This is a genomic window from Ensifer sp. ENS10 (assembly GCF_014852025.1).
Taxonomy (GTDB): Bacteria; Pseudomonadota; Alphaproteobacteria; order Rhizobiales; family Rhizobiaceae; genus Ensifer.
In genome coordinates this window covers 430,939-453,693 of sequence record NZ_JACVAS010000001.1, presented here as the reverse complement: position 1 = coordinate 453,693, position 22,755 = coordinate 430,939, and the positions used below count along the sequence as shown (strand labels likewise).

The 22,755-nt window shown below is 62.0% G+C and carries 18 protein-coding genes, 1 tRNA gene and 2 pseudogenes; 7 read left to right on the top strand and 14 right to left on the bottom strand.

What is annotated here, in order from left to right; genetic code table 11:
* Positions 1-8: 8 nt before the first annotated feature.
* A tRNA-Thr gene (locus tag IB265_RS02255) sits at positions 9-84 on the top strand.
* A 122-nt stretch (positions 85-206) separates the two neighbouring features.
* On the opposite strand, the gene IB265_RS02250 is transcribed toward IB265_RS02255, so the two are convergent.
* The 3 genes from IB265_RS02250 to IB265_RS02240 form a co-directional block, all read right to left on the bottom strand.
* Positions 207-878 (bottom strand): VOC family protein, encoded by a 672-nt coding sequence (locus tag IB265_RS02250; protein ID WP_057248094.1) that lies wholly within the window; start codon positions 876-878, stop codon positions 207-209.
* Positions 879-1,075: 197 nt separating this feature from the next.
* A complete protein-coding gene (locus IB265_RS02245) occupies positions 1,076-2,509 on the bottom strand; it encodes a DUF1254 domain-containing protein (RefSeq protein ID WP_057248093.1) in 1,434 nt (477 codons plus the stop codon).
* A 165-nt stretch (positions 2,510-2,674) separates the two neighbouring features.
* A complete protein-coding gene (locus IB265_RS02240; RefSeq protein ID WP_057248259.1) occupies positions 2,675-3,136 on the bottom strand; it encodes a hypothetical protein in 462 nt (153 codons plus the stop codon).
* A gap of 203 nt (positions 3,137-3,339) precedes the next feature.
* Here IB265_RS02240 and IB265_RS02235 point away from each other — a divergent pair, with 203 nt between their 5' ends.
* Positions 3,340-4,350, top strand: a complete 1,011-nt coding sequence (locus IB265_RS02235; protein ID WP_057248092.1) for an AraC family transcriptional regulator — start codon at positions 3,340-3,342, stop codon at positions 4,348-4,350.
* A gap of 58 nt (positions 4,351-4,408) precedes the next feature.
* On the opposite strand, the pseudogene IB265_RS37560 reads toward IB265_RS02235, so the two are convergent.
* Positions 4,409-4,621 (bottom strand): annotated as a pseudogene (locus IB265_RS37560) (DUF2721 domain-containing protein); the annotation flags it as partial.
* Between the two features lie 2 nt (positions 4,622-4,623).
* Here IB265_RS37560 and IB265_RS02230 point away from each other — a divergent pair.
* Positions 4,624-5,228 (top strand): annotated as a pseudogene (locus tag IB265_RS02230) (enoyl-CoA hydratase/isomerase family protein); the annotation flags it as partial.
* Positions 5,229-5,285: 57 nt separating this feature from the next.
* Complete coding sequence (locus tag IB265_RS02225) at positions 5,286-5,960, top strand: type 1 glutamine amidotransferase domain-containing protein (RefSeq protein ID WP_057248091.1); 675 nt, start codon at positions 5,286-5,288, stop codon at positions 5,958-5,960.
* Positions 5,961-6,043: 83 nt separating this feature from the next.
* On the opposite strand, the gene IB265_RS02220 is transcribed toward IB265_RS02225, so the two are convergent.
* Entirely contained in the window at positions 6,044-6,394 is a 351-nt protein-coding gene (locus IB265_RS02220) for an EF-hand domain-containing protein (protein ID WP_057248090.1), read from the bottom strand.
* Between the two features lie 17 nt (positions 6,395-6,411).
* Positions 6,412-6,663: a glycine zipper 2TM domain-containing protein gene (locus IB265_RS02215; RefSeq protein WP_057248089.1), complete on the bottom strand. Its 252-nt coding sequence runs from the start codon at positions 6,661-6,663 to the stop codon at positions 6,412-6,414.
* A 535-nt stretch (positions 6,664-7,198) separates the two neighbouring features.
* Between IB265_RS02215 and ampC the strand changes: the two genes are divergently transcribed.
* Both ampC and IB265_RS02205 read left to right on the top strand, forming a co-directional pair.
* Positions 7,199-8,362, top strand: coding sequence for a class C beta-lactamase (gene ampC / locus IB265_RS02210; RefSeq protein ID WP_200964154.1), 1,164 nt, complete (start codon positions 7,199-7,201; stop codon positions 8,360-8,362).
* A 194-nt stretch (positions 8,363-8,556) separates the two neighbouring features.
* Positions 8,557-9,834 carry an alpha/beta hydrolase gene (locus tag IB265_RS02205; RefSeq protein WP_082615711.1) on the top strand — a complete coding sequence of 426 codons (1,278 nt, stop codon included), beginning with the start codon at positions 8,557-8,559 and terminating at the stop codon, positions 9,832-9,834.
* 38 nt (positions 9,835-9,872) lie between these two features.
* On the opposite strand, the gene IB265_RS02200 is transcribed toward IB265_RS02205, so the two are convergent.
* The 8 genes from IB265_RS02200 to IB265_RS02165 all read right to left on the bottom strand — a co-directional run bounded on the left by IB265_RS02200 (position 9,873) and on the right by IB265_RS02165 (position 20,704).
* Positions 9,873-10,565 (bottom strand): response regulator, encoded by a 693-nt coding sequence (locus tag IB265_RS02200; protein WP_057248087.1) that lies wholly within the window; start codon positions 10,563-10,565, stop codon positions 9,873-9,875.
* The gene (locus tag IB265_RS02195; protein ID WP_057248086.1) at positions 10,562-13,258 is read right to left on the bottom strand and encodes a sensor histidine kinase KdpD; all 2,697 of its coding nucleotides are present in this window, start codon (positions 13,256-13,258) and stop codon (positions 10,562-10,564) included. Before IB265_RS02195 ends, IB265_RS02200 begins: the two co-directional genes overlap by 4 nt.
* On the bottom strand, positions 13,259-13,849 hold the full coding sequence (gene kdpC, locus IB265_RS02190; protein WP_057248085.1) for a potassium-transporting ATPase subunit KdpC: 591 nt from the start codon (positions 13,847-13,849) through the stop codon (positions 13,259-13,261).
* Positions 13,850-13,851: 2 nt separating this feature from the next.
* Positions 13,852-15,969, bottom strand: a complete 2,118-nt coding sequence (gene kdpB / locus IB265_RS02185; protein ID WP_057248084.1) for a potassium-transporting ATPase subunit KdpB — start codon at positions 15,967-15,969, stop codon at positions 13,852-13,854.
* Between the two features lie 13 nt (positions 15,970-15,982).
* Complete coding sequence (gene kdpA, locus IB265_RS02180; protein WP_057248083.1) at positions 15,983-17,692, bottom strand: potassium-transporting ATPase subunit KdpA; 1,710 nt, start codon at positions 17,690-17,692, stop codon at positions 15,983-15,985.
* A 21-nt stretch (positions 17,693-17,713) separates the two neighbouring features.
* Positions 17,714-17,800, bottom strand: coding sequence for a K(+)-transporting ATPase subunit F (gene kdpF, locus IB265_RS02175; protein ID WP_057248082.1), 87 nt, complete (start codon positions 17,798-17,800; stop codon positions 17,714-17,716).
* 326 nt (positions 17,801-18,126) lie between these two features.
* A complete protein-coding gene (locus tag IB265_RS02170; RefSeq protein WP_057248257.1) occupies positions 18,127-19,293 on the bottom strand; it encodes an AI-2E family transporter in 1,167 nt (388 codons plus the stop codon).
* A gap of 187 nt (positions 19,294-19,480) precedes the next feature.
* On the bottom strand, positions 19,481-20,704 hold the full coding sequence (locus tag IB265_RS02165) for an MFS transporter (protein WP_057248080.1): 1,224 nt from the start codon (positions 20,702-20,704) through the stop codon (positions 19,481-19,483).
* 339 nt (positions 20,705-21,043) lie between these two features.
* Here IB265_RS02165 and IB265_RS02160 point away from each other — a divergent pair, with 339 nt between their 5' ends.
* Complete coding sequence (locus tag IB265_RS02160; protein ID WP_057248079.1) at positions 21,044-22,744, top strand: long-chain fatty acid--CoA ligase; 1,701 nt, start codon at positions 21,044-21,046, stop codon at positions 22,742-22,744.
* Positions 22,745-22,755: the final 11 nt, after the last annotated feature.

The window sequence follows — 22,755 nt, the reverse complement described above, 5'->3', positions numbered from 1 at the left end:
GCCTCCGGGCCGCTTTAGCTCAGTCGGTAGAGCACATCATTCGTAATGATGGGGTCACGTGTTCGAGTCACGTAAGCGGCACCATTCTTCTCCGGAAATCAAATCGAACTCCATTCAGCAGCCTGGTGCGGTGGCTCCCAAGTCTGCGTTTCGGCGCTTTCGCTTGCGGCAAGGCGACCGTTTGCAGGTCGCGACGGAGAACGGCGCTATGCCGCGTGGATCTTCCAACCATTAGCCAGGTCCGACATGGCTCCAGGCGCACACACGCCGCCCAACCAAATTTCCAAACCCTTGGCGCTCGGCAATTGGCGCTTTTCCGGGAACCATGGCCGCTTTGTATCCACGGCAATAAGCACCCCTTCATCATTCCCTATGGCGGCAAAGCCGGGAGAGGCCGGTCCGAGCGTTGCGACCCCGAACGTCCGGGCGGCCTCGGCAACGACACTCCCGACGTCTTCGGTCGGAAGTCCGACCTCGCTGAGGCAGGATAAATCAGCGCCGCTGAACGGCCGCTTTCCAGTCGGGCGGATTAGCCTCCGGCGGCCGATCAATTCCAGCACCGAGCTATCGGGACCATCGAAGTAGATGGATTTTGACTGCCAATGCCCCTCAAGAACGAAGCACTCTCCGCTATCCGGTTCCCGTTGGAGAGGCGTACGTTCCTTCAGCCATTCTATTGCGGCATCGAACCGATCATAGGGCACATTGAAAGCCAGGTGCACGCCGTGTGGTGCATCTCCAACGGCCGAGACCAGCCGGATTTCGCTCCATCCCACTTGGATGGAATTCCCGGCTGTCGGCAGTTTCAGCACATCGCGAAAGAAGGCTACGCTCTTCGAGACATCCGATGCAGGGAGTGTCAGTTTATTTATGCGCATGAAATCCGATCCCGACGACGCAATTAGCTTTTCGAGCTCCTTGTTACGACCTCAACATAAGTTGAGGTCAAGAAGCTCGCGATACGAATTCACCGCTGCCGGCGCCGTGTGCGCAAATGCCGGCCGTCGCCAACTGTCCTCCGGGCACGATGGCCGCGAGGGGCACTGGCACCGGCCGCGCATCAGCTTGGTCGGGATTATTGCGCCACTTTGACGCCCGGCGGCTGCCAGGTGCCCTGGCCCGCCGGCAAGATCGAAGGTGGCGTAGGCTTCGGCCAATATAGGCGCATCACGAGATAGATTTTGTCGTCCGGCGCCGGAAGCCAATTGGACTCCTTGTCCGCACCGGGGCTGTCTTTTTGGATGTACAGCGTCAGCGAGCCGTCCGCCCCCTTTTTCATCGCCGGCAACATCGGAGAGTTGATGAGGTAGCGATTGATCGGATTCTTGACCAAGAGCTGGCTCTTGCCGTCGTACATCGTAACGGACCAAAACGCATTCACTGGCGGCAACTGATCGGGTGCGAAGGTGATCGTGTAGTTATGCTTGCTGGCGTCGAGCGGCTCACCGGTAGCGTCCGTTCGGGTATAGGGGTACATGGCTTCTACGGCATCGTTGCCATAGAGGCCGCCCTTGGCGGCGCCTGCCCGCATCAACCAATCGCCGTTGTAGAAGGCCTCGTCGCCAAAGAACGAGCCGATGTTCCAGCCGTTGATGTCCTTGTTTCCGCTGGCCAGCCATTTGTCGACTTTGTCATTTCCTTGCTTCATGGCCACCAGGAATTCGGCTCTATGTTCGAGCGATAGATCCTTGAACTCGAAGGTCTTGCCGGGACCGATGCCAATCTTGGCAAGTTTCGCACGAACCTCCTTGTCCCTTGCCGTCTCAGGGACGAACTGCAGGGCCGCGTCGAGATACTGGAAGAAGTTATCCTTGATCCCGGCAGTGGTGGCAGGAAGGAACTCGATCTTGGGCGCGGCAAGCGGGGCGGGTTGTCGAAGGAAAGCGGAAAGCGGCTGCGCCTTGTAGCCGGCCTGAATTTTCTCGACGTTCGGCATGTCGTCAGGGTGGAAGAGCTGGGTACGGAAAGCCGCGAACGTGAACGGCGTCGTCGATCGGAAGACCTGCTTGATTCCGGGGGGCGTTTCCCCTTTCCAGTCGGGGCCGACCACCAGATAGTTGCCCGGCTCAGTCCCCGTGGCGCGCGTGCCGATGTAGCCGAAATTGTAGGTGTTGCCGTCGATCAGTTGGACCGAGTAGTAGCGGTCCTTTTCGACCGTCGGCACAGAGATGACCATCGGTTCGGCGCGCAAATCCAGCCAGAGAATCGAGTAAGGAGTGTCGCTGTTCGGCGTGATGATTGCCGTGTCCGCCGGGGTGGCGACATGGTGCATGTTGTAAATTTCGTTGAACGGTGCCTTGAACTGCCCCGAGTTTCGGTCTACGGCATACTCCTGCATGACCGCATAGTTCATCACGAGCGGCAGGCCATAGATGAAGCCTTCCTCGGCAATGTCCTTGGCCTCGATGATGCCGGGATAGCTCTGCGCCATCAGCAGGCTTGGCCTCGCAATCGCAGCGCTAGCGGCGATCACCGCGGTGGATCGAAGTAGATCTCTCTTCGTCAACATTTACCGTACTCCTCCATTATTCGATGAGTTATCGAAACGACGAGAGCTGTGGGGCAGCTCAGGAACCCTGGACGCAATTGTGCAGTTCGTTGGCTGTTGGTGAGGTATTCGCGAGAGCTGTGCAGGCTGCAGTCGGGATCGCACCGACGCGCAATCCGGCGGGTGCTAATACAGAAATGCCCGCCGGTAGCCGCGCCTGGCCACGCCTGCATAAGAGAGCGGCGTCAACGGCATGCCGATGATGTCGATGAACACAGAGACCTCGGAGCCCTTCTCCGGCATTTCGCCACCAACCACCTTGACCGTGTAAGTCAAGTTATTGTCGTTCAGCTCCGGATTCTCCAGGACGACGACAACCTGTCGGAGCTTGTTCCCTTCGAGGATCGACAGGTCGGCATTCGGCGGATCGGAAAGGAAGCTGTCCTTGCCCTTGCTCCAGAACGGCAAGAAAGCGGTCGTGGCCATGTTCCCGGCAATGCGCTCCGGACGGTCAGAGAAAAACAACGTGGCGCCGCCAATACCTTCGAGCGTCAGCTTGCTCGTCGCCTTGTCGAATTTCATAGCGCTTGCGGTTTGAACGAACAGGAAGTCGGCCGCTTCATCGGTCGCCTGCGCCAGTCGCGGCATGAACGGCACTGTCGTCGCCGCGACAGCTGTGGCTGCTAGCAGTAGGTTCCGTCTGGTTGTCATAGTCGTACCCCTCCCATAGGTCGCAAGACGTTCAGATCTCTACTTGTGCTACTCACACGTTTTACGGCACTAAACAGTATTCGCAATACAAAACCACTCATTTTGCGCCACGGCTGTCTTATTTCTGGAGTGTTGCACGCATGGCTGAGATCCCGGTCATCTCCAACCGCATCCTGTCTGGTATGCCGGCCTTCATACGCCGTGAAATGGGGCAAAAGGCGCTGCTGCAGGCCAATCGTGCTATCGGGTTCGATCTCGAACTGACCGAGGGAGAGAACTGCTTCATCCCGCACGCGGCGGTAATCGGCTTCGTCGAGGCGGCCGCGCGGACAGCCGGTGAGGCCAACTTCGGAATTCTGATCACGCCGATGATGAACATCGCCAACTATGGCAGCTTCGGACACTACGTGCTTGGCGCCGACTCCTTGGGGCAGGCCATCGAGCGCAGCATTGCTGGCCTTCGTTTTCACAGTACGGTTGATAGGATGTCAGTCGCAGTGGTTGGCGACGAGGTACGGTACAGCTATGCGTTCGCTTTGGCCGGCCACTCTGGATATGCCAGTATTGTCTGTGCCGCCGCGGGCGTCCTGCTCAGCCTCTTCAAGCCTTATCTGCCCTCTGACTGGCGACCGCTGCGCGTCGAGCTTGACACCGACAGACCGCGCCAGACGGGCATTTTTGAAGACGTCTTCCAGTGTCCGGTTCTCTTCAACGCACCCGCGACAAGCATCGTCATGGATCGCCATCATCTTTCCGCTGCTCCAAGGGCCGCTTCGTGGCCAATTGTCACCATCGAGGATGTGGCGCGAGACCGGCAAGGCGGCGCTCCACGGGATCTGCTCGAGGTCATCGTGGAGCAGGTGCGGGTCCAAGTTCTCACCGGCAGCGTGTCGATCGATAGCGCCGCGCAAACATTGGACACCAGCGTCCGGACGCTGCAACGTGAACTGAATCGGGCTGGCACCGATTTTCGCGGGTTGGCGGGCGCCGCAAGGGTTCAGCGAGCCATTGAGCTGCTGCTGCATACGAACGGCTCGATCACGCGCGTCTCGGCGGAGTTAGGGTATTCGTCCCCAGCCAATTTTGCCCGGGCATTCCGAAAGGCAACCGGCAACGGACCGCGGGAATTTCGCTCGAATATCTCGCCTTGAAGGTACGGCCGTTGGCCGTTCAGCAGCGTGAACGGCTGCCAAGGTGAGAAGTATTTGGTCAGTCTTGCTCCATGGGAACTCGGTCCATTCGTATCTGCCGCAACAGGTTTCGTCCCGCGATCAGCAATTCAAACAGGAATGCGACAAGTGATCCAATGAGCGAGACTATGGCACCACCGAAAAACCAGAAGAGATTCTCCTGGCGCAGCCCGATGGCAAGAGCGCCAGCAAGGAGATTTAGGATTGCGCCGCCCGTGCAAATGCCGGCCATCTTCCACCGGCATGCCTCCCGGGCCGACGGGCATGCATCCCGTGCCCGATTTCATGACGCGCCTCAGCCGCCTGCAGGCCGTGACGATCGTTTCCATTCGCGGGCGGGCAAGCGGCATCGGCAGCGAACTGGCGCTTGCGGCCGACATGCGTTTCGCCAGCCGCGAGAAAGCGGTACTATCGCAGTTCGAAGTCGGTGCCGGCTGCGTCCCGGGCGGCGGGCCGATGGCCTACCTGCCTCGCCTCGTCGGCCGCGGCCGAGCGATCGAAATTCTGATCGGCGCGGATGATTTCAACGGTGAACTGGCCGAACGCTACGGCTACGTGAACAGAGCACTACCGGACGCGGAACTGATGCCTTTGTCGATGCCCTGGCGAAACGCATCGCCCCGTTCGATCAATATGCCATTGTCGAGACCAAGAAGCTGATTGACAGCGCCAGCCTGCCACCGCAGGCGGAAATGCAACCCGGGTGGGATGCGTTCATCACTTCGGTCCAGCGCCCAGCGGCGCAATCCCGCGTCAAGGCTTTGGTCGAGCAGGGACTGCAGCAACCCGGCGACATTGAAAGGAACCTCGGCCACTACACCGCGAAGTACCGCGAGTAGCCGGTGCCATGCCAATCGGCGGCTCAACGGGAGCCGCCGCGTCAAAGGGAGCGAAAGATGAAGATACTGATGGTTCTGACCTCACATGACCAGCTTGGCAATACCGGCAAACCGACCGGTTTCTGGCTCGAGGAATTCGCTGCGCCCTATTACGTTTTCCGGGATGCGGGCGTCGACATTACCCTGGCCTCGCCCAAGGGTGGGCAGCCGCCGATCGACCCGAAAAGCGACGATCCGGGCAACCAGACCGAAGCGATGGCCCGCTTCAAGGACGATCCCGCCGCGCAACGGGTCCTCGCCAACACCCACCGGCTTGCCGACGTCAAGGCCGATGATTTCGACGCGGTGTTCTATCCGGGCGGTCACGGACCGATGTGGGACCTCGCCAACGACGTGAACTCGATCGCGCTGATCGAGAGCTTCTACAATGCCGGCAAGCCGGTCGCTGCCGTCTGCCATGGGCCGGGGGTGCTCCGCAAGGTAACCTATCAGGGTGAGCCTATCGTCAAGGGAAAGCGCGTCACCGGCTTCACCAACTCGGAGGAGGAAGCCGTGCAACTGACGGATGTCGTCCCCTTCCTCGTCGAAGACGAATTGAAGCGTCTCGGCGGTCGCTTCGAGAAGGCAGCCGATTGGGCGGATTTCACGGTCGTCGATGGCCGTCTCGTCACCGGACAGAATCCGGCGTCCTCGACCTCCGGCGCCAAGGAATTGCTGAAGCTTCTGCGGTGAATGCGAGGTGGCGGCCGGCATTTCAGCCGGCCGCTACATTCACAACGGGACATCAAACCCAGACCAACCTGCCGTTTCAGCCGTCACTTCAGGTTGCCGTCGCCACTGCGATCCGCAGTCTTGAAGTCGGCCATCACCCTGTCCAGAAACTCCTTCTGGGTGACCTTGCCGTCGCTGTTGGCGTCGGTGGCAGCAAACTGCTGAGCGTTCAGCGCCTGCTTCGTCTCGTCGGGGCTGAGACTTCCGTCCTTGTTCTTGTCGAGGTTGGCAAAGGCGGCCGTCATGAAGCTCTCGTATTCGGAACGTTCGACCGCGCCGTCCTTGTTGCTGTCGAGCGCACTCATCTGGCCCTGGTTCATCGTTGCAGCCTGCTGCGCGACAGCGAGACCAGCCGGGTAGAACACAAGGACGCTGAAAAGAACGAGCTTTCTCATCCCTCAACCTTCCGCGATCAATAGTAGCGGCACGTCAGCGCATTGCCGGCTGCAGCGCCAAGTGTCGCACCACCGCCAACCGCCCAGAGCTGACCAGTACCAGAGCCGATCGTCGAGCCGATCAGGCCGCCGACGATTGCGCCACCCACCGTTCCGGCAATGCAGCCGAATTCGTTGCCCGTCGGGCCGCTCTTCGACACGTAGGCAGATTGGCACCCGGACAAGGCTAGGGCGCCGGCAAGAATGATAGTTACGGTCTGTTTGCTCATTTTATCCTCCAATATGGCCGTCTGTTTGGAATAGAGATCGGGCGGAGGCGCCATTGAGTGGCGTCGGATGTAAATAAGCTTCCGAGTATGCTCCCAGGATAAGGGAGGCTCTTCTGTTTTTTCTGAAGCAGCTCACCAATAAAACACATAGTCCGGAGACAAGGGCCCCAAACTTGACGGGCGAATACTACCCTTTGCCGCCGGCAATGACAATGTTCCGCGTAGTATTAGCTTTCCCGCCGCAATAACCCACAGCCTTGGCCAGGGACGTGCGCCGACGGACGAAAAATCCCCTCGCCCTAGATTTATTTGGGTCTCCCGCGAGATATCATCGTTTGTGGCCTAGCGGCGAGCGGGCTAGGTCTGGCTTGCCCGGCACGGGCCTCTTGCTTTCACCTCGCGTATCCACCGCACGGACGAAACGCACATTCAGCGGAACCGACCCGATTATCCGCTGCTGTTTCGGGCAGATGCCCGATCCGGCCAAACCATGGGCATCCCCGCCTTGCAAGAAAGAGCAGACCGAATGGATAGAATGACGACAATCAAATTAGGGCTTACTACTGCAATCCTCTTTTCACTCACCGCGACCGTCTTTGCCGCGGACGGCGAGCAGGCCCGAATTGCCGCCACCGTGGACAAGGCAATCCGACCGATCATGGGCGAATACAAGGTGCCGGGCATGGCGATCGCGGTCACCGTTGACGGCCAGCACTACTTCGTCAACTACGGCGTCGCCTCCAAGGAAACGAAGGCGCCCGTCACCGAAAACACACTGTTCGAGCTGGGCTCGATCAGCAAGACCTTTGCCGGCACGCTCGCATCCTATGCGCAGGTGCTCGGCAAGCTGTCCTTCGACGACCATCCCGGCAAATACATGCCAGATCTCAGCGGCAGCGCGATCGACAAGGCGACCCTGCTCAATCTCGCCACCTATACCGCCGGCGGCCTGCCGTTGCAGTTCCCCGACGAGGTCAAGAGCAACGCTGACATGCTGACTTACTTCAGCAACTGGAAACCGGGCGCCGAACCAGGCAAGGAGCGTCGCTACTCCAACCCGAGCATCGGCCTCTTCGGCCATGCCGCGGGCCTGGCGATGGGCAGCAATTTCGCCACGGCGCTCGAGACCGAGTTGTTTCCGAAGCTCGGCCTCAAGCACAGCTATGTCACCGTGCCCAGAAGCGCGATGGGCAGCTACGCCTGGGGCTACGGCAAGGCAGACAAGCCGATCCGGGTCAACCCGGGCATGTTCGACGCCGAGGCCTACGGCGTGAAATCCTCCGCGGCAGACATGATCCGCTTCGTCGAAGCCAATATCCAGCCGGAGCAGTTCGACGGCCCCGTTCGCAAGGCCCTAGAGGGAACGCATATCGGCTACTTCGATACCGGCAAGATGATCCAGAGCCTCGGCTGGGAGCAGTATCCCTACCCGGTTTCGCTGGAGCGGCTGCTCGACGGCAACTCCGGGACGATGGCCATGGAAGCCAATCCGGCTACGGCATTGAACCCTCCGAAGCGGCCCGATGGCGCGACGCTTTACAACAAGACCGGATCCACCAGCGGCTTCGGCGGCTATGTCGCCTTCGTTCCGGAAAAGAAGATCGGTGTCGTCATGCTGGCGAACCGGAACTTCCCGAATCCGGAGCGCATCAAGGCAGTGCATGCAATTCTGAAGACGCTGGCAACTGCGGCGGAATAGGCGGCCAAGCGTCCATCAAAGGCACCCTCCCCGTGTTGCGGCAGCCCGCAGCACGGGAGAACCTGCGCTCATCAACAACCCAACGGCGAAACCGCAATCCCCAGCCGCTTGCATATTAGCGCCGAGTGTTGTCATCTTCGTTTCGCGAAAGCGCGATCAGATGCGGCCAAGTTCAGGCGTATATGGGGATGCCGATGTTCGAGCGGGTGGGGTTTCAGGGTTCGCTGCAGCACGGATGTGCAAGAGGAGGGCGGACAACCTTCGTCCTGGCGGCTTTGGCATTGCTTGCCGGATGCGGTGGTCATGCCAAGGGCGTGATGGCACCTGTCGCGGTCACCGCTCCCACCCCCGGTACATCGACCGTAGACATGCTTGTCGCAACCACGCGCCAACCGTCCGGCGATCCGGCGACGCTGTTTTCCGGCGAGCGAGACGCCAATACCTTCCTCACCGACGTCGCGGTCTCGATCCCGCCGGACACGGTGCGGAAATCTGGCACCGTGCAATGGCCGCGCAAGCTGCCCCCGGATCCCGCCAAGGAATTCGCCGTCACGCGTGTGCGTGAGCTCCAGACACTCGATGAAGCCAAGTCCTGGTTTCTACAACACGACGTCGGCGGCCACGCCTTCGTCTTCGTCCACGGCTTCAACAACCGCTACGAGGATTCCGTCTACCGCCTTGCCCAGATCGTCCACGACTCGGAGGTCCAGGCAACGCCAGTCCTGTTTACCTGGCCGTCCCGTGCCAATGTGTTCGACTACAATTACGACAAGGAAAGCACGAACTATTCGCGCACGGCACTCGAAGACATTCTGAAAAAGCTCTCGGACGCGCCGAAGGTGAAGGACATCACCATCCTCGCCCATTCGATGGGGACCTGGCTGACGATGGAATCGCTCCGGCAGATGGCCATCCGCGACGGCAACGTGCCGTCGAAGATCGAGAACGTCATTCTCGCCTCGCCGGATATCGATCTCGACGTCTTTGCCAAGCAATTCGTCGAGATGGGCAAGAAGCGGCCGAAGTTCACGATCTTCGTTTCGCAGGACGATCGTGCGCTGGCACTTTCGAGTTTCATTTCCGGTGACGTATCTCGCCTTGGCGCGATCGACCCATCGGCGGAGCCCTACCGTACCCAGCTGGAAAGGGCCGGCATCACCGCCATCGACCTGACCAAGGTCAAGACGGAGGACGGCCTGCATCACGGCAAGTTCGCAGAAAGCCCGCAGATCGTTCAGCTCATCGGCACGCGGCTTGCCACGGGGCAGACGCTCACCGACTCCGACATCTCGGTCGGAACCGGCATTGCCGCGGTTGTTGCCGGCACGGCGAGAAATGTCGGCAATGTCGCTGCGGTCACCGTCTCGGCGCCGGTATCGATCCTCGAAAATCCGCAGCCGACGAAGAAGAAGAGGGTGGTCGTCGGAGATACGCTGTCAAGCGACACGCCGCAGCCCGTGAAGATCAAGTGACGGATCAGCGGCTGCCGCTCTTTGACGGCAGCCCGCCATCAACCGTCGTCGCCGACGAAGCGGTAGCCGACGCCCGGCTCCGTGCGGATGATCTTCGGGTCGGCCGGGTCACGCTCGATCTTGCCGCGCAACTGACCGATGAAGACTCTGAGATAGTGCAGGTCCTCGCCATGCGCGACGCCCCAGACCGAGGTCAGCAGCGTCTTGTGGGTGACGACACGGCCGGCATGGTGCGCCAGCATCACCAAGAGATCATATTCCTTCGGCGTCAGCCGCACCGGCTCGCCATCCTTCGTCACCACGCGCTTGATGGTGTCGATCGATACGCCATCGGCAGAAAGCTGCGTCTGGCCGCCCTCCATCTGGATGCGGTGACGCAGTGCCGTGCGGATGCGGGCGGTCAGCTCGCCGATGCCGAAGGGTTTTTCAATGTAATCGTCGGCGCCAAGGTCGAGCGCGGCGATCTTTTCGCTTTCACGGTCGCGGGCTGACAGGATGATGATCGGCACCTGGGACCAGCCACGCAGGTTTGCGATGACCTCCTTGCCGTCCATATCGGGCAGGCCGAGATCGAGGATGACGAGGTCCGGCGCCGTCGTTGCGGCCGCCTTCAATGCCTCGGCACCGGTCATGGCCTCCAGCACGTCATAGCCGGCAGCGCTCAATGCGGGCTTCAGGAAACGCTGGATCTGCGGTTCGTCGTCGACAACGAGGATACGCTCCACGCTCATGCACTGTCCTTTTCGGAGATTTCGGCCTTGGCGGCAGGAAAGCGCATGGAAATGCGCGTGCCGCGGCGGCGAAGCGCCGGGCTTTCCGCTTTGATCTGCCCGCCCATGGCCTCGACGAAGCCCTTGGCGATCGACAGCCCAAGGCCTGTCCCTGGCGTACGGCCATCCGCCTTGCCGCGGCGGAAGAATTTCTCGAAGACCTGCTCGAGATCCTTCGGCGCAATGCCCCTGCCGAGGTCGGTCACCGACAGCACGATCTCGTTGCCGTCCGAGCGGGCATAGATGCTGATCGGCTCGTCGCCGCCGTATTTGTTGGCGTTGTCGAGCAGGTTGAAAAGCACCTGCCCGAGAAGCACGCTGTCGCCGCGCATCAAAGGCAGGTCCGGCGCGATGCTGGTTTCGATCTCGCGCTCGGGAAAGTACTTGCGGGCACGATCGACGGACGCCCGCACTGCGTCGGCGACGTCGACCCAGTCGCGCTTGGCGTTGACGGTGCCCGCTTCGATGCGGGTCATGTCGAGCAGGTTGGCAACGAAGCGCGTCAGGCGCGCTCCCTCCTCCTCGATCGACTGCAGCAGGTCATCGCGGCTTTCCGGCGGCATGCGGTCGCCGAGTTGGCGCAGGCTGGTGACCGCGCCGGTGATGGTCGCAAGCGGCGTCCGGAGGTCATGGGAGATCGACGACAGGAGGGCCGCACGAAAGCGCTCGCCTTCGAGCTTCGCCGCCTGGTCCAGGCTTTCGCGCGACAGACGCGCCCGGTCGACAGCGATCGCGGTCTGGTCGAGGATCGCCGCCAGCGCGCGCTCCTCGTTGATTTCAAGCGGCTTATCCGCCTGAACGAAGCCGCAGACGCCGACGACACCGTGCGGGCTGGTCAGAGGGCGGAAATGAAACGGGCTGTTGGGCAGGGTGCCCGTACCATTGCCGGCCGGCTCCCTTTTGTCCATCGCCCAGCGCGCCGCCATGATATCGGTGACATCGAGCTCGGTATCCGGCGGCCAGGCAGCCTTCAATTGCAGGTCGCCCTCCTCCGGCAGCAACAGCGCCGAGCTGCGCCTGAGTGTGGTCTGCATCTGCGTCACCGCCGCCCAAAGCACGTCGTCGGCCTTGGCGGTGCCGGAAAGCTTGCGGGAGAAATCGTAGAGCGCCTGGGTCGCTGCGGCGCGCCGGCGGGCGGTCTTCGCCTGTTCGCGCACCCGCGATGCGAGGCTGCCGGCAAGGGCAGCGGCGACCAGGAAGATGACCAGTGCAAAAACCTCGTGCGGCTCGGCAATGGTGAAGGTACCGGTGGGCTTGATGAAGAAGAAGTTGTAGGCGAGCACCGAAAACAGCGAGGCGGCGATCGCCGAGATGTGGCCGGCATAGGTCGCCGAAGCGAGCACTGCTAGCAGATAAAGCAGCGAAATGTTGGGCAGGACGACGAAGTGGCCGAGCAAAAGGCCGACTGCCGTCGACACAGCCACTGACCCGGCGGCGATGCCAACGGCGCGCGCGGTTCCGGGCGGCAGCGTCCTCTTCGCAGCGGACCGTCGCTTGGTTGGCACCGTCTCACGATCGGTGACGAGATGAATGCCGACGCCGGACACGCGCTCGGCCAAGGCGTCGGGAAGCGACTGGCGGAACAGCCGCATCGGAAAGGACTGGCGGCGCGCGCCGATGACGATCTGCGTCGCATGTTCGCGACGCGCAAGCTTCAAGATCTCCTCGACGAAGTCGTTGCCGATGATGCGGCGCGTCTCGGCGCCAAGCTGTTCGGCAAGACGAAAGGTCTCGTCGAGCCGGCGCACATCCTCACCATCGCCGCTCTCACGGTCGGCGCGCTCAATGAAGACGACAATCCAGGGAGCGTTCAATCCCTCTGCCAGCCGGCTTGCGGTGCGGACCACCTTCTCGGAAAGCGCATCGGACCCGATGCAGACGAGCAGGCGCTCGCCGCTCGCCCAAACGCCTTCGATCGCATTCTGCTTGAGGTAGTCGACCATCTGGTCGTCGACCCGGTCGGCCGTGCGCCTGAGCGCCAGTTCGCGCAGTGCCGTCAAGTTGCCGAGGCGAAAGAAGCGATTGACAGCACGCTTGGCGCTGTCGGGCAGATAGACCTTGCCTTCCTTTAGCCGCTCGATCAGTTCGGCCGGCGGCAGATCGACGAGCAGCACCTCGTCGGCGCGCTTCAGCACCGTATCCGGCACCCGCTCGCGCACCGGTACCCCGGCGATCTGCGCGACGATGTCCGAAAGGCTTTCGAGGTGCTGGATATTGAGCGCCGTCCAGACATCGATGCCCGCAGCGATCAGTTCCTCGATGTCCTGATAGCGCTTCGGATGCCGGCATTCAGCCGGGTTGCTGTGAGCGAGTTCGTCAACGACGATGATCTTGGGACGTCGGGCAAGGGCCGCATCCAGGTCGAACTCGGACAGCACGCGGCCGCGATGGTTCACATCGCGGCGCGGCAAGATTTCCAGATCCTCAATGAGCGCGGCGGTCTCGCTGCGCCCATGGGTTTCGACAAGCCCGATGACGATATCGACGCCGTCCTGCTTGAGCCGGCGGGCCCGCGTCAGCATCGCATAGGTTTTGCCGACGCCGGGGGCTGCGCCGAGGAAAACTGTCAGCTTTCCTCGGCGATCCTGCGCGGCAAGGGCAAGCAGTGCGTCTGGGTCCGGGCGACTTTTGGCGTCGCGTTCACTGTCGGGCATTCATCGTCTCAGGCGTGAGATATCAGGTTCGGGCGCATCAAGGGCCAGATTGAGTTCTAGCACATTGACGCGCGGCTCGCCTACGACCCCGAGCAGACGGCCTTCCGTTGCCTTGTCAACCAGCGCGGTAACATCGGCTTCGGTGAGACCGCGCGCCTTGGCAATGCGGGCCACCTGCGCCTGGGCAAAAGCCGGCGTGATATGCGGATCGAGGCCGGAGCCTGACGTCGTCACCGCGTCGGCGGGAATTTCGCCGGCAAGGCCGGCGGTCTTCAGTCGCTCGACGTCGGCGGCGACGCGATCCTTCAGCTTGACCGAGGTCGTGCCAAGGTTGGAGCCACTCGAGGCGCCGGCATTGTAGGCTTCCGGTCCGGTCGCCGATGGGCGCGGCCAGAAATACTTGTCGGAAGTGAAGTTCTGACCGATCAGCTCGGAACCGATCAGGGCACCGTCCTTCTCGATGAGGCTGCCGTTTGCCTGTGCCGGCATCAGCACCTGCGACATGCCGGTGATGGCGAAGGGATAGGCAAGCCCGGTGATGAGCGTCAGGAGCAATGTCATCACGATGGCAGGGCGAAGTTGGTTCAGCATGGTTACACCAGATTGAGTGCGTTGACGGCGAGATCGACGAGCTTGATACCTGCGAAGGGCAACAGGATGCCGCCGAGACCGTAGACGAGGAGGTTGCGGCGCAAGAGCGCTGCGGCACCGACTGGCCGATACTTGACACCCTTCAGCGCTAGCGGGATCAGCGCGACGATGATCAGCGCGTTGAAGATGACCGCCGAGAGTATCGCCGATTGCGGCGAGCCGAGGTTCATGACGTTGAGTGCGGCGAGCGCCGGATAGGTGGTGATGAACAGCGCCGGGATGATGGCGAAGTACTTCGCCACGTCGTTGGCGATCGAAAAGGTCGTCAGCGAACCGCGGGTCATCAGGAGCTGCTTGCCGATTTCGACGATCTCGATGAGCTTCGTCGGGCTGGAATCGAGGTCCACCATGTTGGCGGCCTCGCGAGCGGCCTGCGTGCCGGTCTGCATGGCAACGCCGACGTCGGCCTGGGCAAGCGCCGGCGCGTCGTTGGTGCCGTCACCGCACATCGCGATGAGGCGGCCGCCGTGCTGTTCCTTGCGGATATAAGCGAGCTTGTCCTCTGGCGTTGCTTCGGCGAGGAAGTCGTCAACACCGGCTTCGGAGGCGATCGCCGCGGCGGTCACCGGGTTGTCGCCGGTCACCATGACGGTGCGGATGCCCATGGCACGAAGGGCGGCGAAACGCTCCTTGATGCCCGGCTTGACGACGTCCTTCAGATGGATGACGCCGAGCAGGCGCGGACCGTCGGCAACGGCAAGCGGCGTGCCGCCGGTGCGCGCCACCTGGTCGACGGCGCGGCGGAATTCGTTCGGCACGTTTTCGTCGCGGATGCCGGTGAACTTCAGGATCGAGTCGACGGCGCCCTTGCGCAGCCGGCGGCCGCCAAAGTCGACGCCCGAGAGCCTCGTTTCCGCGGCAAAGGGAATGACAGCGTCGATCCGGGTCGCACCAGCCGGGCTTGTGCCACCGCCAACGGCAAGCGCGACGACTTCACCCTTTCCGGACGCGGGAAGCGAAACGGCAGGCGCCTGGCGGCCGAATTCACCCGTCGCAAGCGCTGCAATCGAACGCCCCTCGGGCGTTTCGTCCGCAAGGCTCGCAAGCAGCGCTGCGTCGGCAAGCTCTGCCTCGGTGACACCCGGCACCGGCATGAAGTCGGCGGCCATGCGGTTGCCAAAGGTGATCGTACCCGTCTTGTCGAGCAGCAGCGTATCGACGTCGCCGGCGGCTTCAACTGCACGGCCAGAGGTGGCGATGACGTTGAAGCGGACCAGACGGTCCATGCCGGCGATGCCGATCGCCGAGAGCAGCCCACCGATGGTGGTCGGGATCAGCGTGACGAGCAGCGCAGACAGCACGGTAACCGACAGCAGAGTGCCGGAATAGCCGGCGAGCCCCCAGAGTGTGACGACGGCCACGAGGAAGATCAGCGTCAGGCCCGAGAGCAGGATCGACAGCGCGATCTCGTTCGGGGTCTTCTGGCGCTGTGCACCCTCGATCAGCGCAATCATGCGGTCGACGAAGGTATTGCCGGGCGCAACGCCGATACGGACCTTGATCCAGTCGGAAAGCACCTGCGTGCCGCCGGTGACGGCCGAACGGTCGCCGCCGGATTCACGAATGACAGGAGCCGATTCACCGGTAATCGCGCTTTCGTTGACGGAAGCGACACCCTCGACGACGTCGCCGTCACCGGGGATCAGTTCCCCGGCTTCGACCAGCACGACGTCGCCGACCTTCAGCGAGGTCGCCGGGATCGTCTGGGTTTCGCGACCCTCGGCCGATACGAGCTTGCGTGCCGTCAGTTCGGATTTGGTGCGCCGCAGACTGTCGGCCTGAGCCTTGCCGCGGCCTTCTGCGACAGCCTCGGCAAAGGTGGCGAAGAGCACGGTGAACCACAGCCAGGCGGCGATCTGCCCGGAGAAGAGCGGGCTTCCGGTGCCGGTCATAAGATCGCGGACAAAGAGGCCAGTGACCACGGCCGCAACCACTTCGGTGACGAAAATCACCGGGTTGCGCACGAGTTGGCGTGGATCGAGCTTGACGAAGGCCGCCTTGACAGCCGGCAGGAGGATTGCCGGATCCAGCAGACTTGGAGCAACTGGTTTGGAAGACATGTGTCGAATTCCTTTAGAAGGTCTGGCCGGCAAGCATGGAAAAATGCTCGACGATGGGACCGAGAGCGAGCGCCGGGAAGAACTGCAGCCCGCCGAGAATGAGGATGATGCCAACGAGCAGGCCGACGAAGAGCGGCGTGTCGGTCGGGAAGGTGCCCTTGGAGGCCGGTACACGGGTCTTGACCGCGATCGAGCCGGCGATCGCCATGACGGGCACCGCATAGGCAAAGCGACCGAGCAGCATGGCGAGACCAAGCGTGGTGTTGTACCAGGGCGTATTGCCGGTAAGGCCACCAAAGGCCGAGCCGTTGTTGCCGGCAGCCGAAGTGAAGGCATAGAGGATTTCCGACAGGCCGTGCGGGCCTGCGGTACCGATGCTTGCGACGGCAAAAGGCAGCATGGCGGAGACGGCGGCAAAGCCGAGGATCGTCACCGGCAGGATGAGGACCGCGAACATCGCGTATTTCATCTCGCGAGATTCGATCTTCTTGCCGAGCAGTTCCGGCGTGCGGCCAACCATCAGGCCGGCGACGAAGACGGCGAGGATGGCAAAGACGACCATGCCGTAGAGACCGGACCCAACGCCACCAGGCAGAACTTCGCCGAGCTGCATCAGGAACATCGGTACAAGACCGCCGATACCGGTGAGCGAGCCGTGCATCCCGTTGACGCCGCCATCCGACAGGCCGGTGGTGACCGCGGCATAGAGCGCCGTCATCGCCTGGCCGAAACGGACTTCCTTGCCTTCCATGTTGCCCTGGGCAGCATCGAGACCGAGTGTCGTCAGGATCGGGTTGCCCTGCGCTTCCGCCCAGTAGACCACCGCGACGCCCGATATCAAAAGGATGCCGGTAACGGCGATGAAGGCCCAGCCCTGGCGACGGTTACCGACCATCTGGCCGAAGGTGTAGACGAGGGCGGCCGAGATCGACAGCATCGCGAAGATGTTGAGGTAATTGGAGAGGGCCGTCGGGTTTTCGAACGGGTGGGCGGCGTTGACGTTGAAGAAGCCGCCACCATTGGTGCCGAGCTGCTTGATCGCCTCCTGGCTCGCGACCGGGCCGAGCGAGATCGTCTGCTTGGCGCCTTCGAGCGTCGTTGCGGTGAGGTCCGCGTGGAAGGTCTGCGGCAGGCCGGTCCAGACCATGGCAAGCGCCATGACGACGGCGATCGGCAACAGCACGTAGAGGGTCGAACGGGTGAGATCGACCCAGAAATTGCCGACGGTTGAGGCGTTCGAGCGGGCAAAGGCGCGGGTCACGGCGAGCGCCATGGCGATGCCGGTCGCCGCCGACACGAAGTTATGCACCGTCAGCCCCGCCATCTGGCTGAAATGGCTGAGCGTGGTTTCGCCGCCGTAGTTCTGCCAGTTGGTGTTGGTGACGAAGCTGACAGCCGTGTTGAAGGCGAGATCGGATGGCATGCCGGCAAAACCCTGCGGGTTCATCGGCAGGTAAGCCTGCAGCCGCAGAATCGCATAGAGAGAAACGAAGCCTGCAAGGCTGAAGGCGAGCATCGACATCGCGTAGGCGAGCCAGCCCTGCTCCTTGTTCGGATCGACGCCGGCGGCGAGATAAAGACCGCGCTCGACAGGACCGAGGACAGGTGAAAAGACGTTGCGTTCACCGGAGAAGACCCGCGCCATGTAAAGCCCCAGCGGCTTGATGACGATCAGGACGGCGATGAAGAGGAGGCTGATCTGCAGCCACCCGATGATAGACATGAGATTTCTCCGCGAAGGGCGTCAGAATCGTTCGGGGCGAACGAGGGTGACGACGAGATAGGCCGCAAGGGCGACGGCGACTGCGAGACCAATCAGGGCTTCGAACATGACGCCCTCCTCAAAGACGGCTCAGCGCGCGCGCATAAAGCGCAAACACGACAAAGCCGCCGATGCCGGCGGCAAGGAAAAGAACATCGGACATGCAAAAATACTCCGGACTATTGAAGTCCGGATCTTGCGTCCGCTCAGGGTCAATTATCGATTGCGATGGTTGGGAGGGGGTGTAAGGAAAAGATAAAGACGCCCGCCGACGACATTCCGAGAGAGGCGGAAAGCGCAGATACGAGGCATCGGATCATCTCGCGTTTCCAATGAAACAGGGAGACGGTCTCACCGGCCGCGCCCAGGCAACCGGCGGCTCAGCCATTGGTGACTCAGCCCTTGATGATGTGGTTGACGGTCGTGTCGGTGGGGGTGGGGGTGGTGACTTCACGCATCCACTCGCGCCAGATGGCAACCAGCAGCGCCATCAGCACCGGGCCGACGAAGAGGCCGAGGAAACCCATGGTCTTCACGCCGCCGACGAGGCCGAAGAAGGTCGGCAGGAAGGGAAGCTTGATCGGCCCGCCGACGAGGCGCGGACGCAGCGTCTTGTCGACGATGAAGAGTTCGGTCGTGCCCCAGGCAAACAGCGCGATGCCGTGAACCGGCGAACCGCTGGCGACGAGATAGACCGAGACCAGCGAGAAGCACAGCGGCGCACCACCAGGAACAAGCGCCATCAGGCCGGTGATGATGCCGAGCGTGACCGGCGACGGAACGCCGGCGAGCCAGTAGGCGACGCCGAGAACTATGCCTTCTCCGATGGCGATGATGCCCATGCCGGTGACTGTGGAGCTGATCGTCATTGGCACGACGCGCGACAAGCGCTCCCAGCGCATCGGGAAGATGCGTTCGCCGAGACGGTCGAGCTGGCCGGAGAAGGACTGGCCATCACGATAGACGAAGAACAGCGTGATCAGCATGAAGAGCAGCGTCAGGAAGGCGTGAAAGGTCGACGCGCCGACGACGAGGACGCCGCGGTAGATGTTGCCGATGTTGGAGCCGCTGACCAACTGGACCAGTTCCCCGAGCGCACCCGGATGACCGACATGCTTGACCCATTGTTCGCCAAGCCAAACGCCGGCAATCGGAATGCTGGTCAGCCAGGCGGGAACCACGGCACCGTTGGCATTGGTCTCGACGGCCCAGACGACCCAGTCGCGCACTTCGTCCACCGCATAGACGGCAGCAAGAGAAATCGGCACGACGATGAAGGAGATGACGCAGACGATGGCGATGGTGGCCGCAAGCGTGCGGTTGCCGTTCACGGCGGCAAGCAGCCGGCGATAGATCGGCCAGCTGGCAAAGCCGATGACGACGGCGGCCAGAACCGGGACGAGGAAACCGTGGAAAAAGTAAACGCCGGCAAGAAGAACGAAGACCAGCATCCAGCGGGCAGCCGTCATCGGTCCAACGAGGGCATGGCGCGAAATCGCGGTGTGCCCGAGAAGCCGTGGCTCCACGGCGAAGTTTTCTCGTTCGCGATTGCCCAATTGCACCAATGATCCTCCGTCTTTCGACGAGCTTACAACAATCCAGAGGCCTTGCCAGCCTTTGCAGCGCCAAGCGCGGCCCTTTGCCCCTGCTTTACGGTAGTTTGAGGGCGATAACTGACGCTAGCGGCGGGACATGACAGAAAAATTTAGGAGGGTTCAAGATCCCCAGGCTTTCTTTCGGCCTGATCGGTCATTCCGCCGCAGGCTTGGCACGCATGCCGGCCGGTTGAGCGCGATCGACAAAGACGGATGCGAGGAAGATGCCGAAGCCGGCAACGCCGAGAACGGCGCCGACGAGGCCTGTGGAGGTCCAGCCATAGCCTGCAGCGATCGAGGCACCGCCGAGCCAGGCGCCAAGCGCGTTGGCGAGATTGAAGGCGGAATGGCTAAGGGCGGCGGCAAGCGTCTGTGCCTCGCCGGCGACATCCATCAGCCGGGTCTGCACGCCCGGCACGACGGCGAAACCGCCGCCGATGAAGAGCACGTTGACGATCGCGATCCACGGATTGCCCATGGTGAAATAGAAAAGCACATAGGCGAAGATGTTGAAGACGATGGCGATGCCGATTGCCGGCAGCAGCGCCCAATCGGCCAGTCGCGCGCCGACGATGTTGCCGAGGATCATGCCGGCGCCGAAGACCGAGAGCATGACCGGCACATTGGCAAGAGAAACACCTGCGACCTCGGTCAGCGCCGGCGTGATGTAGCTGAAGACTGCGAACATGCCGCCGCAGCCGATGGCGCAGATGCCAAGCATCAGCCAGACCTGCAGCTTGCCAAGCGCGCCGAGCTCGCGAAGCGGCGTTGCCTTCGGATTGCCCTTGTCGCGCGGCACGTGGACGAAGGTCAGCGCCACGGTCAAAAGGCTGATGGCGCCGACGATGGCGAAAGCGGACCGCCAGCCGAGCGCCTGGCCGAACCACGCGACAAGCGGCGTGCCGAAGAGGGTTGCGATCGTCAGCCCCATCATCACCCGGCCGACTGCGCGCGCCCGCTGGTTCGGCGCCGCGAGGCCGGCGGCCACCAAGGCGGCCACACCGAAATACGCACCATGCGGCAGGCCGGCGAAGAAGCGCGCGGCGATCAGCGTGTAGAAATCCGGTGCGATCGCGCTTGCAAAATTGCCGACGGCGAAAACCAGCATCAGCGCGAGCAGCACGCGGAAGCGGGAGAAGCGGGCAGCAAGCACCGCGATCAGCGGCGCGCCGACGACGACGCCGAGAGCATAGGCGCTGATCACTGCCCCTGCCCGCGGCACCGAAACGGCGACATCCTCAGCGACCTGCGGCAAGAGACCCATGATCGCGAACTCGCCGGTGCCGATCCCGAAGCCGCCGACTGCAAGCGCCACTTCGGCAGCAGAAACACGGGCACGGCGCGGTTCGACGGCGGAAGAACAAGCTTCGTCACACATGAGCAATGGCCTGCGTCGTCCGGCCCGAGCGGACCGGAGAAGAATCTGGGGGATATGTCGGCGGATGTTGGATCGAACCAACAGGGATATGCTGCAATGCAATACAGTGTTTTGCCCTAGCAGGCAAAGGCTTTGCAGCTCTCGTCATACTTTTTCAAGGGCGCAATCCGCGCCCGTTAACCGTAAGCTCAGTTGACGTTTACGTCAAAGTTATATAATCCCGAATCTCAGCTTGAAGAGGTGTCTCAAAAGCATCATCTTCATCGGCATGAGAAGGTCAGGAGGGATTTTCTCAGGCCGCGAGCAGGCCAGCCTGTGGCGACCAGAGGGAGAGAGGTCATGGTGGAAGTCAGCGCACAACAAACGGGTACCAGCCCAGGCAAGATCTGGCTGAAATCCTATCCACCCGGCATAGCCGCCGAAATCGGCCCCCTGCCCTATAAATCGATCGGCGAATTTTTCGACCACGCCGTCGCCCGCTATTCGACCCGCCCAGCCTTCACCTGCATGGGCAAGACGCTGAGTTTTGCGGACCTCAATGCCGAATCCGCCAAGATCGGTGCCTGGCTGCAATCTCTCGGCCTCGTCAAGGGCGACCGTGTCGCCGTGATGATGCCGAACATCCTGCAGAACCCCGTCATCGTCTACGGCATTCTTAGAGCCGGCTTTACCGTCGTAAACGTCAACCCGCTCTATACGCCGCGCGAGTTGCAGCACCAGCTCGTCGATTCCGGCGCCAAGGCGATCTTCGTTCTGGAAAACTTCGCGCATACGGTGCAGCAGGTGGCCGACAAGACCTCGGTCAAGCACGTCGTCGTCGCAACGATGGGCGACATGCTGGGCCTCAAGGGCGCGATCGTCAATCTCGTGGTCCGTCGCGTCAAGAAGCTGGTTCCCGCCTGGTCGATCCCCGGTCACCTCTCCTTCAAAAACGTGCTCGCCAAGGGCGGCCGAGCCAAGTTGACGAAGCCGAACGTTGTTCCCAGCGACGTCGCCTTCCTGCAGTATACTGGCGGCACCACGGGTGTTTCGAAGGGCGCAACACTCACCCATTCGAACCTGCTCTCCAACATGGCGCAGATGGAGATCTGGTTCCACACGGCGTTCCGCTCACGCGCCCGCCCGGAAAATCTCGTCTTCATGTGCGCGCTGCCGCTCTACCACATCTTCGCGCTGACGGTGAATTCGCTGATGGGCCTTGCCACCGGCGGCAACAACATCCTGATCCCGAACCCGCGCGACATTCCGGGCTTCGTCAAGGAACTCGGCAAGCACAAGACCAATATCTTCCCGGGCCTCAACACGCTGTTCAACGCGCTGATGAACAATGCGGAGTTCCAGAAGCTCGATTTCTCGTCGCTGATGCTGACCTTCGGTGGCGGCATGGCGATCCAGCGTCCGGTCGCCGAACGCTGGAAGCAGATGACCGGTTGCTCGATTGCCGAAGGCTACGGCCTGTCGGAGACTTCGCCGGTAGCAACGGCCAACATCCTCGACGCGACCGAGTTCACCGGCACGATCGGCATGCCGATCCCTTCGACCGAAGTCGAGATCCGCGACGACCTGGGCAACACGCTGCCGATTGGCGAAGTCGGCGAGATCTGCATTCGCGGCCCGCAGGTGATGGCCGGCTACTGGCAGCGGCCGGATGAAACAGCCAAGGCGATCTCGCCGGACGGTTTCTTCCGCTCGGGCGATATCGGCTTCATGAACACGGACGGCCTAGTCAAGATCGTCGACCGCAAGAAGGACATGATCCTCGTTTCCGGCTTCAACGTCTTCCCGAACGAGATCGAGGAAGTAGCGATGACCCATCCGGGCATTCTCGAATGCGCCGCGATCGGCGTTCCCGACGAGCATTCCGGCGAGGCCGTCAAGCTCTTCGTGGTCAAGAAGGATCCGGCGCTGACGGAGGACGACGTGAAGCGCCACTGCGCCGCCAACCTCACCAACTACAAGCGCCCGCGTTACGTCGAATTCCGCACCGAGCTGCCGAAAACCAATGTCGGCAAGATCCTGCGTAAAGACCTGCGCGGCTGAATTAGTCCAAA